Annotated in this window: 13 protein-coding genes; all 13 read left to right on the top strand. The window is 34.1% G+C overall.

The genetic code is table 11. The annotated features are described in order from the left end of the window. The first annotated feature begins 13 nt into the window (after window positions 1-13). Entirely contained in the window at window positions 14-1,189 is a 1,176-nt protein-coding gene (locus DFQ02_RS01625) for a trans-sulfuration enzyme family protein (protein ID WP_116039237.1), read from the top strand. Between the two features lie 396 nt (window positions 1,190-1,585). Next, window positions 1,586-1,969, top strand: a complete 384-nt coding sequence (locus tag DFQ02_RS01620; protein ID WP_116039236.1) for a hypothetical protein — start codon at window positions 1,586-1,588, stop codon at window positions 1,967-1,969. A gap of 38 nt (window positions 1,970-2,007) precedes the next feature. Continuing rightward, a complete protein-coding gene (locus DFQ02_RS01615) occupies window positions 2,008-2,484 on the top strand; it encodes an Hsp20/alpha crystallin family protein (RefSeq protein WP_116039235.1) in 477 nt (158 codons plus the stop codon). Window positions 2,485-2,715: 231 nt separating this feature from the next. Continuing rightward, window positions 2,716-3,990 carry a BamA/TamA family outer membrane protein gene (locus DFQ02_RS01610; protein ID WP_147297718.1) on the top strand — a complete coding sequence of 425 codons (1,275 nt, stop codon included), beginning with the start codon at window positions 2,716-2,718 and terminating at the stop codon, window positions 3,988-3,990. Window positions 3,991-4,038: 48 nt separating this feature from the next. Beyond that, window positions 4,039-4,458 carry an RrF2 family transcriptional regulator gene (locus DFQ02_RS01605; protein ID WP_116039233.1) on the top strand — a complete coding sequence of 140 codons (420 nt, stop codon included), beginning with the start codon at window positions 4,039-4,041 and terminating at the stop codon, window positions 4,456-4,458. A gap of 161 nt (window positions 4,459-4,619) precedes the next feature. Next, the gene (locus DFQ02_RS01600) at window positions 4,620-4,865 is read left to right on the top strand and encodes a DUF2061 domain-containing protein (protein ID WP_394342988.1); all 246 of its coding nucleotides are present in this window, start codon (window positions 4,620-4,622) and stop codon (window positions 4,863-4,865) included. 11 nt (window positions 4,866-4,876) lie between these two features. Next, window positions 4,877-5,497 carry a phosphoadenosine phosphosulfate reductase domain-containing protein gene (locus tag DFQ02_RS01595; protein WP_116039231.1) on the top strand — a complete coding sequence of 207 codons (621 nt, stop codon included), beginning with the start codon at window positions 4,877-4,879 and terminating at the stop codon, window positions 5,495-5,497. Window positions 5,498-5,509: 12 nt separating this feature from the next. Beyond that, complete coding sequence (gene cysD, locus DFQ02_RS01590) at window positions 5,510-6,415, top strand: sulfate adenylyltransferase subunit CysD (protein ID WP_116039230.1); 906 nt, start codon at window positions 5,510-5,512, stop codon at window positions 6,413-6,415. 113 nt (window positions 6,416-6,528) lie between these two features. Next, window positions 6,529-7,776 (top strand): sulfate adenylyltransferase subunit 1, encoded by a 1,248-nt coding sequence (locus DFQ02_RS01585; RefSeq protein ID WP_116039229.1) that lies wholly within the window; start codon window positions 6,529-6,531, stop codon window positions 7,774-7,776. A gap of 94 nt (window positions 7,777-7,870) precedes the next feature. Then, window positions 7,871-9,979, top strand: coding sequence for a HEPN domain-containing protein (locus DFQ02_RS01580; RefSeq protein WP_116039228.1), 2,109 nt, complete (start codon window positions 7,871-7,873; stop codon window positions 9,977-9,979). A gap of 11 nt (window positions 9,980-9,990) precedes the next feature. After that, window positions 9,991-10,755 (top strand): uroporphyrinogen-III C-methyltransferase, encoded by a 765-nt coding sequence (gene cobA, locus DFQ02_RS01575; protein WP_116039227.1) that lies wholly within the window; start codon window positions 9,991-9,993, stop codon window positions 10,753-10,755. An 8-nt stretch (window positions 10,756-10,763) separates the two neighbouring features. After that, complete coding sequence (locus tag DFQ02_RS01570) at window positions 10,764-11,351, top strand: precorrin-2 dehydrogenase/sirohydrochlorin ferrochelatase family protein (protein ID WP_116039226.1); 588 nt, start codon at window positions 10,764-10,766, stop codon at window positions 11,349-11,351. Further along, window positions 11,348-12,403, top strand: a complete 1,056-nt coding sequence (locus DFQ02_RS01565; protein ID WP_116039225.1) for an NAD(P)/FAD-dependent oxidoreductase — start codon at window positions 11,348-11,350, stop codon at window positions 12,401-12,403. Before DFQ02_RS01570 ends, DFQ02_RS01565 begins: the two co-directional genes overlap by 4 nt. The last annotated feature ends 5 nt before the right edge of the window (window positions 12,404-12,408 follow it).

Below are 12,408 nucleotides of genomic sequence, written 5' to 3'. Positions count from 1 at the left end.
ACAAACATGAAAAATGAGCAAAGAGAAAAAACATTTTGAAACGGAAGCGGTACGCACACAATCTGAAACCACACAGTTTTCTGAACATTCGGTGCCTTTATATTTAACCTCAGGATTTGTGTTTGATGATGCTGAAGAAATGAGAGCGTCTTTTGCCGAAGAAAAGCAACGCGATTTATACAGTAGGTATAGCAACCCCAACGTAAACGAGTTTGTTGAAAAAGTTTGTAAAATGGAAGGGGCTGAAGCTGGTTTTGCCTTTGCAAGTGGTATGGCGGCAGTTTTTTCAACATTTGCAACCTTGTTAAATGCTGGCGATCACGTAGTGTCTTGTAGTTCAGTATTTGGTGCAACACATGGCTTGTTTACTAAGTACTTCCCTAAATGGAATATTGAATGTTCTTATTTTAACATTAATGAAGTAGAAACGGTTGAAAGTTTAATTAAACCCAATACCAAGTTTATTTACGCTGAAACACCAACGAACCCAGGTGTTGATGTTTTAGACTTAGAATATTTGAGTGGGATTTGTAAAAAACACAATTTGTTATTAGTGATAGATAATTGTTTTGCAACACCGTATTTACAGAATCCTATTAAATTTGGCGCAGATTTGGTAATTCATTCAGCTACCAAGTTAATGGATGGACAAGGGCGTGTTTTGGGTGGTATAACGGTAGGTAACAAAGCGTTGATTAGAGAAATTTATTTATTTTCAAGATTAACAGGGCCTGCTATGAGTCCGTTTAACGCATGGGTATTATCAAAATCGTTAGAGACTTTAGCCATTCGGGTTGAGAAACATTGTGAGAATGCCTTAAAGCTAGCTGAATATCTAGAAAAGCACCCTAAGGTGAAATGGGTTAAATATCCATTTTTAAAGTCGCATTCAAAATATGCAGTAGCCAAAAAGCAGATGCGGTTAGGGGGTAATATTGTGGCTTTTGAAGTTGAAGGAGGACTAGAAGGAGGTCGAAGTTTCTTTGATAATATTAAGATGTGTTCTTTATCTGCTAATTTGGGTGATTCTAGAACCATAGTCACACATCCTGCCAGTACAACACATGCAAAGGTAGAGCCTGAAGTGAAAGCTGCTGCGGGTATTACAAATGGTATGGTGCGTTGTTCACTTGGGTTAGAGCATATTGATGATATTATAGCCGATATTGAGCAGGCTTTAAATAGTTAGTGCTCTTATCATTTCACATTCGTTCGTAGAAACAAATCCAAATTTGTTTAATTTGAGAGGATAAACATATTTGAAAACAGTTTTTAGATACTTAATTAGTGTAATTTAGAGAGAATCTATCAAATAAAGGGACTATATCCTCAACTAATGTTATGAAAAATTGTCATTTTTTTATTTATTGACGTACTAATTTCTGTCATTTTTTCATTTTTATTAGTTGTTTTTTTGTTAATTATCGTCTAAAATAGTTTGGTATTTTTTTTGTCTATAGTATAATGCTTTTAAGGTGAATCTGATTATTCTATGTTGGTTTACTTTTTTAAGTATACTTCCAGAATTTCAGAAAATATTACCTGAGTTTTATTAGAGTTTTTGTTTAATTATTAATTGTTTATCATGGAATTAAATAAGATTAACAAGAATGAAAGCGTTTTTAAGACCTCTAAAAATGTATCTTTTAAACTTACTGAATTAAAAATGGATGTTAAAGACGGTATTTTAACTATCCGTATAAAAGCACCATTATTAAAAGCGAACAATTATGCCATTGATATTACCAATGGTGTATTAACATTAAAAGTCATGTTGGCTAAAATTGAAACCAGTTACGGCGTCTTTAAAAAGAAACCTGTTTTTGTAGAAAGCTTTTTAGTTTTACCTAACAGCAACTTTAATACCCTAATAAACACACAATATGTTGATGGGGGTTTATATATTTCAGTAGCAGAAAAAAATACAACGTCACTTTTATCCGATGAATTATTAACAGGAGTGGCGTAGTTTTTAAATAGATTATTTGTTTAACTAAAATTTTTATTATGAGCAATCTTGTAACAACTCAAAAAAATGGAAGTTTAGCAAAATCAGATAGATATGCAGACTTCCCATCATGGTCTAATTGGATAGATAGAATGTTTAATGCAGATTTACCTTCTATCATGATGTCTAATTACAATACGGGAATGACCCTGCCCAAGGTAAATATCAGAGAAACAGCTGATGCTTTTTATGTGGATATGGCAGTTCCCGGTATGAAAAAAGAAGATTTTACTATAGATTTGGATAACGAAGTATTGTCAATTTCTTCAGAAAAAAATACTGAGAATGAACATGTAGAAGACAACCACATTCGTCAAGAATTTGGATACGCTTCATTTAAAAGAACATTTTCATTACCCGAATATATAGAGGAATCTAAAATTAAGGCAACTTATAAAGATGGTATTTTAAGCGTTCATCTTCCTAAAAAAGAAGAGGCTAAACAAAAACCTCCAAGAACTATAACGATTTCTTAAGTAATAAGTGATTAAAAAGGCCTCTTTTAAAGAGGCTTTTTTAATGCTGTATTTTATATTGAAATCTAGTTGAATACAAATTCATGAGGTGTTTATGAGAAACTAATTTTTGACATTAAGTCTCTTCATAAAAGCAAAATTGAAACTTTGGTTTACAGATATGGTAATTTGCTTTTGATTATACCGACTGATGGTTAAAAAAAAGAGACTATGATATCGAGTTATAAAAGTATGCCAATAATTGCCCTATTGATTTTGTTCAACTTCCAGGGGATTTCTCAAGCCAAGTTTAAGGTTGAAAGTCTAAACTTTGATGGGCTAAAAAAAACAAAGGCCAGTTTTTTAACAAGAATAGCGAAGGTAAAAGCGGGAAAAGAGACTGATAGTATTATCGTAATTACCGATATTGAACGCTTAAAGCGATTGGATGGTATTGCTTTTGCCGATTATAAAGTAGAACATAAGGGGGATGCTGGTTACAAAATAACTTATATCATTAAAGAGAATTTTAGTATTATACCTGGTATACGTATAGGGCAGGCTGCCGATGATAGTTTTTCATATCGGTTTTCAGTGTTTGAATTTAACGGATTAGGTCGTAACATCATTTTCGGAAGCTTTTTTAAGAAGGAAGTTTTTAATGCTTTTGGTGTATTTTTAGAGCATCCGTATTTGTTTACAAACAAGTTAGGTTTAGGAGTAAATTACATGGACGATAGTACACAACAGCCTATTTTTTTTGATCCTAATACCATTGACAATGATACCGATTATGTATTTACGAATAAAGGTTTTGAAACTATTTTGTTTTATGAATTAAACTTTAATAATAGGTTTGAGTTTGGTTTAAGAACTTCAGAAGAAAGCTATGTGCTGATACCCGAGGATGATATAGAGCCAATAAATAAAGTAGAGCCAAGTATAAAGAAAACAGCATTTAGGGGCTCTCATGAATATGTCAATATTGATATTAAATATCAAAATGTTTCAGGGTTCAGAAATCTTTTTGAAACTACAGTGTTTAGTAACAGTAATACGCTTTTGCAAACAGATTTCATTATAAATAACACGACACAGTATTTTAAACGAATTGGCAGTAAAGGTAATTTTGCAAGTCAGCTACAATTACAATTTAGTAATCCGATTGAAAATAGTGCCTTTGCACCATTAGTTATCGATAACCAATTAAATACAAGAGGAGTTGGAAATATTACAGATAGAGGTTCTGCCATTGTAGCCTTAAACAGTGAGTATCGGTATACGCTATTAGAAAAAGGTTGGTTTGTATTGCAAGGAAATGGCTTTTTAGATGTGAGTGGTGTTCAACGTCCTGATGCTGATTTAGAAGATGTATTTTCTCAAAACACAACCCGTATATATTCAGGTTTGGGTGTTCGTTTTATTCATAAATACATTTTTAATGCAGTATTGCGCTTTGATTATGGTATTAATGTAACTGGTAATGGTACTAATGGTTTTGTATTTGGAATAGGTCAGTATTTTTAAATATGTTTTTAGTTTTAGTGCAAAAACTAAATTATTTATATTAGCAGCATGCTATCTAAAAAAACCAAGTACGGACTAAAAGCACTAACCTTTATTTCAAGGAATGAAAGTGACATGCCAGTTCGGGTTGGGGAAATTGCAAGTAGCGAAAACATTCCACAGAAATTTTTAGAAACTATTTTACTTACCCTAAGAAAGGCAGGTATTCTTGGGTCTAAAAAAGGTAAACATGGTGGGTATTATTTACGTAGCCATCCTTCTGAAGTTAAAATGACCGATGTCATGCGCGTGTTAGAAGGTCCTATAGCCATGGTGCCTTGTGTGAGTTTAAACTATTATGAAAAATGTGACGATTGCCCTGACGAACACCAATGTAGCGTTCATAAGCTAATGATAGAGGTAAGAGATAGCACTTTAAATGTTTTTAGAAATACTACTCTAGAAGATTTAGCCTTGAAAGATTCCTAAAAATATATCAATTAACTACTTTTTTAAGTCTTTTGTCCTTAAAACATTCCATTATTCTAAAAAGTTGTTAATACTATTTGTTATGTAATAAAAAGTATTACTTTTGTAATTCCTATTAAATTGATAGGAATAATGTAATATAAAGACAAATGATAGCGCAAATGTTATTAAAAAGTAAAGAGAAATCTACTTACAAAGAAGATAATGTTGGAGAAAAACCTATTAGAAGTGTTGCTAAAGCATTAAGTTGGAGAGTTGTAGGTACACTAGATACCTTGCTGGTTTCTTACATTTTAACCGGAAGAATTTCGCTAGCAGCCTCTATAGCTTCTGTAGATTTTGTAACAAAACTAATTTTATACTTTTTTCACGAGCGCTTGTGGAATGTTATTAAATGGGGAAAATAAATTAAGATTTTATGTTTACTGAAGATCAAATTCAACAACTAAATAAGGTATTAAAAAATGCTACACCTGCCGAAATCATAAAAAAGGCATTCGAGCTAAGTAATAAAGCGGTAGTTACAACTAACTTCAGGCCTTATGAAGCTGCTATTTTGCATGCTGTAAGCGCTGAAGTTTCAGATATTCCTGTGGTTTGGTGTGATACGGGTTATAATACCCCTAATACCTACAGACATGCAGAACAAGTAATTAAAGACTTAAACTTAAATGTATTTTTATATGTTCCAAAGCAAACATCTGCTCATAGAGATGTTTTAATGGGTATTCCTAGTGTTGATGATCCAAATCATGAACTCTTTACAGAGCAGGTTAAATTAGAGCCTTTTAGAAGAGCTATGGAGGCACATAAACCAAAAGTATGGTTTACTAACTTGCGCAAGGGACAAACAGCCTTTAGAAATAGCATTGATATTTTCAGTTTAAGTGCTGATGGTGTCTTAAAAGTGAGCCCTTTTTATTACTGGTCTGACGAAAAGCTAGACACCTATTTACAAGAGAATAATTTACCAAACGAATTTAAATATTTCGATCCAACAAAAGCATTGGCCAATAGAGAATGTGGTCTACACGCTTAAATAAATTAGATTATGAAGAAAGATACGTCATACATTAATGCGTTAGAAAATGAAGCTATCTATATTATTAGAGAGGTAGCAGCACAGTTTGAAAAGCCAGTACTATTATTTTCTGGAGGGAAAGACTCCATTACCTTAGTTAGGTTAGCTCAAAAAGCGTTTTACCCAGCTAAAATTCCATTTCCTTTAATGCATATAGATACGGGACATAATTTTCCAGAAACTATAGAATTTAGAGATAGATTGGTTGAAGAACTTGGTTTAGAATTGATTGTGCGTAATGTTCAAGATTCTATAGATCAAGGTAAAGTAAAAGAAGAGTCTGGACGTTATGCAAGTAGAAATATGTTGCAAACAACGACACTTTTAGATGCTATTGAAGAGTTTAAGTTTGATGCTTGTATAGGTGGTGCCAGACGTGACGAAGAAAAAGCAAGAGCTAAAGAACGTATTTTTTCGGTGCGTGATGACTTTGGTCAGTGGGATGAGAAAAACCAGAGACCAGAATTGTTTGATATGCTGAATGGAGAAATAGATTTAGGACAAAACGTTCGTGTATTTCCAATATCAAACTGGACGGAGTTAGATGTTTGGTCTTATATAGAAAAGGAGAATATAGAAATTCCATCTATCTACTTTGCTCATAAACGTAAGGTGTTTTTAAGAGACGGACTGATTTGGTCCGCAGAAGATGGTGTGGTTTATAGAGATGAAGAAGAGGAAGTAATTGAAGAAATGGTGCGTTTCAGAACTGTTGGAGATATGAGTTGTACTGCCGCTGTATTATCAGAAGCTTCTACAATAACAAAGGTAGTTGAAGAAATTAGAGATTCTTCAATCTCAGAAAGAGGAGCAAGGATTGATGATAAACGCTCTGAAGCAGCTATGGAAAAACGTAAACAACAAGGGTATTTCTAAAAATTTGTGAAACAAATTTTTAGCTTTAAGCACAAAGTTTAAAGCTATAAAATGAAATTAATCAAAAAAATAAAGCTTAAAGCTTAGAGCTTTGAGCTAACAGCTTAAAAAATATGGAAGTATTAAAGATTGCAACAGCAGGAAGTGTAGATGATGGAAAGAGTACGTTAATCGGTAGAATCCTTTACGATACAAAATCACTAACTACCGATAAATTGGAAGCGATTGAAAAAACTAGTAAACAACGCGGATACGATTATTTAGATTTTTCGTTGGCCACAGATGGTTTGGTAGCCGAAAGAGAACAAGGTATTACTATTGATGTCGCACACATATATTTTTCAACACCCAAAAAGAGTTACATCATTGCGGATACACCGGGTCATGTAGAGTACACAAGAAACATGGTGACAGGGGCTTCAACATCGCAGGCGTCCATCATTTTAATTGATGCTAGAAAAGGTGTAATAGAGCAAACTAACCGCCATTTCTTTATCAATAATTTATTGAGAATTAAAGATGTTGTAGTGGCTATTAATAAAATGGACTTGGTTGATTATTCTGAAGATGTTTACAATAAAATTAAAGCCGATTTTGAGGAGTTAATGAGTAAAAGAGATTATCAAGACCAATCTATTTCATTTATCCCAGTAAGTGCTTTAAAAGGCGACAATGTTGTTAATGCTTCAAAAAATATGCCTTGGTATAAAGGAGAAACGTTGTTAGATCACCTAGAAAAACTTGATAAAGCCGATATTTTTAATGTTGGTACACCACGTTTTCCTGTGCAGTATGTTATTCGTCCTAAAACAGAAGAATACCATGATTTTAGAGGATACGCTGGAAAAGTGTACGGAGGTAATTTGAGTGTTGGAGATGAGGTTGTGGTGTTACCATCTCTAACAAAATCAAAGATAAAGGAGATTTATTTTTATGATCAGAAATATGAAACGGCTTCAAGACGCTCTTCAGTTACTATTACTTTAGAAGATGATGTTAATGTTAGTAGAGGTGATATGATAGTAAAAGCTGATGATCTACCAACCATAGAAAAACAGTTTACTGCGAATGTATGTTGGATGGATTCTAAGCAATTAACACCAGGCGCAAAATATATTGTGCAACACGGTATTAATAAGGTTTTAGCCAAAGTAGATAATATTCATCATAAAATTCACCCTGATTATTCTGGAATTGAAGAAGAAGTGAGTGGGTTAGGTATGAATGATATTGCTCAGGTAAGCTTTAAGCTTAATAAACCTATTTATTATGATAAGTTTAAAAATCACCGTACCAATGGGTCGTTTATAATTATCGATACACAATCAAACAATACGGTTGGAGCTGGATTTATTCAGTAAAATATAGGTCTGCCGTAAAGACCTAAAAGAAACGGAGAGAAAAGAAAAACGGGAAACACTAAAAAGACTTTCCGCAAGGGAAGAAAAGGGAGTCATGCAAAGTTTTAGATCAGAAATAGAAAATCCTATTGTTGAAAAGGATATTATTGAATTGGCCAATAAAATTGAGCTTTTTCATAACGGTAAAATTGATGAAGAAAAATTTAGAAGTCTTCGTTTAGCACGTGGTGTGTATGGGCAGCGTCAAGAAGGTGTTCAAATGATCCGTATTAAATTACCTTATGGTAAAGTAATGAGTAATCAACTGCGCAGAATTTCAGAGGTGTCAGATGAATACTCAAGAGGACGCCTACACATTACTACGCGTCAAGATATTCAAATTCACTATGTAGATTTAAATAGAACTCCAGAGCTTTGGGCAGAGTTAGAAAAGGATGATGTAACTTTAAGAGAGGCTTGTGGAAATACTGTTAGAAATGTAACCGCCAGTGAAACGGCTGGAATTGACCCAAAGGAGCCATTTGATGTGTCACCTTATGCAGATGCTTTATATAAATTCTTTTTACGTAACCCAATCTGTCAAGAAATGGGACGTAAATTTAAAGTATCGTTCTCATCTTCCGATGAAGATACTGGGTTGTCCTACATGCATGATTTAGGTTTTATTGCAAAAGTTAACAATGGTGTACGCGGTTTTAAAGTGATGATTGGTGGTGGATTAGGGTCTCAACCACGTGAAGCAGATGTGCTTTATGATTTTGTTGAAACCGATAAGATTATTCCAATTATGGAAGGCGTTTTAAGAATTTTTGATCGACATGGTGAACGTAAAAGTCGCGCTAAGGCTCGAATGAAATTCTTAATAAAAGACATAGGCTTAGAAGCTTTTAAAGCATTGGTTGATACCGAACAGCTAGCTATAGAACTAAAGTCTGTGCCCATTGATGCTGATGCTTATAAAGCATCCGTTCCTGTTGAAGTTTCTGAAATCCCAGAGGTTGACATCAAAGATCAAGAAGCTTTTGAAACTTGGAAAGCAACAAACCTAGTTCCTCAAAAGCAAGATGGTTATGTAGCTATAGGTATTAAAGTATTACTAGGTGATTTTTATACCGATAAAGCTAGATTGTTAGCTGATTTGGTAGAGAACTATGCCGCTGGAGAAATACGTCTGTCACTGCGACAAAATATTTTAATTCCTTTTGTAAAAGAAGCATTAGTGCCATTTTTCTATACTGAATTGAAGAAGTTAGGATTTACGGAAGCTGGTTATAACAAAGCGGTTGATATTACAGCGTGTCCAGGTACGGATACTTGTAACCTAGGTATTGCAAGTAGTACGGGGATTGCAGCTGAATTAGAACGCACCATCAAAGCAGAATACCCGCAGTACTTAAATAACAACGATTTGGTTATTAAAATCAGCGGCTGTATGAATGCCTGTGGACAACATAATATGGCGAACATTGGTTTTCAAGGAATGTCTGTTCGTACTCCAGATAAATTAGTTGCTCCAGCTTTACAAGTATTATTGGGAGGAGGTAATTTAGGTGATGGCAAAGGTGTATTTGCAGATAAAGTAGTAAAGGTACCAAGTAAAAGAGGTCCTGAAGCTTTGAGAAGAATATTAAATGATTATGAGACTAATGCTAAAGGCAAACCTTTTGTGGATTACTATAGAGAGCATGGCGAAAGATACTTTTATGAACTACTCCAAGATTTACAAGATGTTAGCAATTTAACTGAAGCTGATTTTATTGATTGGGGTAATGAAGAAAAGTACGTAAAAGAAATTGGAGTTGGTGAGTGTGCAGGTGTAGTGATTGATTTGGTGGCTACTTTGTTTTTGGAGAGTGAAGAAAAAATAGAGAATGCTAAAGAATCTGCCGGTAACGGTGTGTATTCTGGGGCTATTTATCATGCTTACAGCTCAATGGTGAATACTGCGAAAGCTTTATTAACATCTGAAAATAAAAAGACCAATACCCACGCTGGTATTATCAAACAGTTTGATGAATTGTTTATTGAAAGCAAAAAAATAAGTTTAGATGGTTCTTTTGCTGAAGTAGTTTATCAAATCAATAAATTTGCACCTTCACAAGAGTTTGCTTCAAAGTACATAGAAAGTGCTGAAGATTTTCTTTCAAAAGTAAGAGCTTATAGAGAAGCGGAATTAGGAGCAGTTCAAAAACAAGCTGTTTAAAGATAAAAACAATGAGCAACACATCCCCAAAATTAACAGTAGTAGGAGCAGGTCCTGGAGACGAAGATTTAATTACTCTCAAAGCTATTAAGGCTATTAAATCTGCTAACGTTATCCTTTATGATGCCCTTATAAATGAAAGTTTACTCAATTATGCGGCAACTGATACAGAATTTATCTTTGTTGGAAAACGCAAAGGGTGTTATGCTTTTCAGCAAGAGCAAATAAATGAATTAATTGTTACTAAAGCTCATGAGAAAGGACATGTTGTTAGATTGAAGGGGGGAGATCCGTTTGTTTTTGGAAGAGGTGCCGAAGAGATAGATTACGTCAAAGGATTTGGATTAGAGGTAGCCGTTGTACCAGGAATTTCATCAGTAATTGGTGTACCTGCCTATCAAGGTATTCCTTTAACAAGGCGAGGGGCATCAGAAAGTTTTTGGGTAATTACAGGAACCACAAAAAATCATCAGTTATCAAACGATGTATTGTTGGCAGCAAAATCGACAGCTACCGTAGTTGTTTTGATGGGAATGCATAAACTTGGTGAGATTGTAGAAGCTTTTTCTAACGAAAACAAACAAGATACACCCGTAGCTATCATTCAAAACGGGACTCGAGATAATGAAAAAATAGGGATTGGAACTATTGCTACTATTGAAAGAGTGGTTTTCAAAAATCAGTTATCTTCTCCTGCTATTATTGTTATTGGCGAGGTTGTAGAAAAGCGTGTGCAACTATCATCTGTTATAAAAAGTATTGAGGAGCAAACATAATTGCTGATATGGAACGTAATAATCTTTACCCCATTTTTCTTAAGGTAAAACAACTGAATATCCTAATAATTGGAGGAGGTTTTGTTGCTGAGGAAAAACTCACGTTTTTACTAAAATCCAGTCCAGATGCTCGGGTAACCATGGTAGCGCCAATGTTTAGAGAGGGTACGATTGCCTTAGCTAAAAAAGGAGATGTAACCCTAGTGAAATCAAAGTATAAAAAACGATTTCTAAGGAGAAGGCACATAGTTATAGCTACAACTGATAGACCTGAGGTGAATGAAAGGATTTATAAGCATTGTAGAAACAGAAGTATCTTAGTAAACGTTGCTGATAATCCACCTTTATGCGATTTTTATATGGGAGGTATCGTTACCAAAGGCAATGTGAAAGTTGCAATCAGTACCAACGGAAAATCACCAACAACAGCCAAACGATTAAGACAGTTTTTTGAGGAAGTCATTCCCGAAAATGTTGATGATTTAGTTAAAAATTTAAACGAATATAGGAAAACTCTAAAGGGTGATTTTGAGGAAAAGGTGGAAACGCTTAACGAAGTCACAAAAAAATTAATAGAAAAAAGAAAAACGAAATGATTAAGACTGATATAATTATTATTGGTGCAGGCCCCACTGGTTTATTTACGGTTTTTGAAGCAGGATTGTTAAAACTAAAGTGTCATTTAATTGATGCTTTACCTCAACCAGGAGGTCAGTGCTCTGAATTGTACCCCAAAAAGCCTATTTACGATATTCCTGGATTTCCTGAAATTTTAGCAGGAGATTTAACTAAAAATTTACTAGAACAAGGGAAGCAGTTTGAACCAGGTTTTACCCTAGGCGAACGTGCAGAAACTATAGAAAAACAAGAGGATGGATCGTTTATTGTAACTACCAATAAAGGAACAAAGCATCAAGCGCCTGTTGTTGCCATAGCAAGTGGTTTAGGAAGTTTTGAACCTAGAAAACCTCAAATAGAAAACCTACTTGATTATGAAGATAAAGGCGTTGAGTATATGATTAAAGAACCAGAAATGTACCGCAATAAAAACGTTGTAATTGCTGGTGGTGGAGACTCGGCCTTAGATTGGTCTATTTATTTATCAGATGTTGCTAAAAGTGTAACACTTGTGCACAGGCGTAATGAGTTTAGGGGACATTTAGATTCTGTTGAAAAAGTTCAAGAATTAAAGAATGAGGGTAAAATTAATCTTATTACTCCAGCAGAAGTAACTAATATCTTTGGTAATGGAAAAGTTGAAGCCATTGAAATTACAAAAAGCGGAGAAGCACCAGCTATTGTTGAGACAGATCATTTTATACCATTATTTGGTTTATCACCCAAATTAGGCCCTATAGCTAATTGGGGTCTAGAAATTGAGAAAAATGCTATTAAAGTAAATAATGCATTAGATTATCAAACCAACATTCCCGGTATATTCGCCATTGGTGATGGTAATTACTATCCAGGTAAATTAAAGCTAATTCTTTGTGGGTTCCATGAAGCAACCATAATGTGTCAAGCGGCATATAAAATCATTAATCCTGGTAAGAAATTTGTTTTGAAATATACAACAGTAAGTGGGATTGATGGATTTGATGGTACAAGAAAAGAAGCTCCAAAAGCGGTTGTACAGGCTATAAATTAATTTAT

Source organism: Seonamhaeicola aphaedonensis, assembly GCF_003386195.1.
Taxonomy (GTDB): domain Bacteria; phylum Bacteroidota; class Bacteroidia; order Flavobacteriales; family Flavobacteriaceae; genus Seonamhaeicola; species Seonamhaeicola aphaedonensis.
The sequence above is the reverse complement of the archived record's forward strand: the minus strand, read 5'-3'. Positions and strand labels throughout refer to the sequence as shown.

What these genes read in the sequence shown, in the direction of transcription:
- DFQ02_RS01595 (WP_116039231.1), top strand. Translation starts at nt 4,877, where the DNA reads ATGTTTACTGAAGATCAAATTCAACAACTAAATAAGGTATTAAAAAAT.
- DFQ02_RS01620 (WP_116039236.1), top strand. Translation starts at nt 1,586, where the DNA reads ATGGAATTAAATAAGATTAACAAGAATGAAAGCGTTTTTAAGACCTCT.
- DFQ02_RS01610 (WP_147297718.1), top strand. Translation starts at nt 2,716, where the DNA reads ATGCCAATAATTGCCCTATTGATTTTGTTCAACTTCCAGGGGATTTCT.
- DFQ02_RS01585 (WP_116039229.1), top strand. Translation starts at nt 6,529, where the DNA reads ATGGAAGTATTAAAGATTGCAACAGCAGGAAGTGTAGATGATGGAAAG.
- DFQ02_RS01605 (WP_116039233.1), top strand. Translation starts at nt 4,039, where the DNA reads ATGCTATCTAAAAAAACCAAGTACGGACTAAAAGCACTAACCTTTATT.
- DFQ02_RS01565 (WP_116039225.1), top strand. Translation starts at nt 11,348, where the DNA reads ATGATTAAGACTGATATAATTATTATTGGTGCAGGCCCCACTGGTTTA.
- cobA (WP_116039227.1), top strand. Translation starts at nt 9,991, where the DNA reads ATGAGCAACACATCCCCAAAATTAACAGTAGTAGGAGCAGGTCCTGGA.
- DFQ02_RS01600 (WP_394342988.1), top strand. Translation starts at nt 4,620, where the DNA reads ATGTTATTAAAAAGTAAAGAGAAATCTACTTACAAAGAAGATAATGTT.
- DFQ02_RS01580 (WP_116039228.1), top strand. Translation starts at nt 7,871, where the DNA reads ATGCAAAGTTTTAGATCAGAAATAGAAAATCCTATTGTTGAAAAGGAT.
- DFQ02_RS01615 (WP_116039235.1), top strand. Translation starts at nt 2,008, where the DNA reads ATGAGCAATCTTGTAACAACTCAAAAAAATGGAAGTTTAGCAAAATCA.
- DFQ02_RS01625 (WP_116039237.1), top strand. Translation starts at nt 14, where the DNA reads ATGAGCAAAGAGAAAAAACATTTTGAAACGGAAGCGGTACGCACACAA.
- DFQ02_RS01570 (WP_116039226.1), top strand. Translation starts at nt 10,764, where the DNA reads ATGGAACGTAATAATCTTTACCCCATTTTTCTTAAGGTAAAACAACTG.
- cysD (WP_116039230.1), top strand. Translation starts at nt 5,510, where the DNA reads ATGAAGAAAGATACGTCATACATTAATGCGTTAGAAAATGAAGCTATC.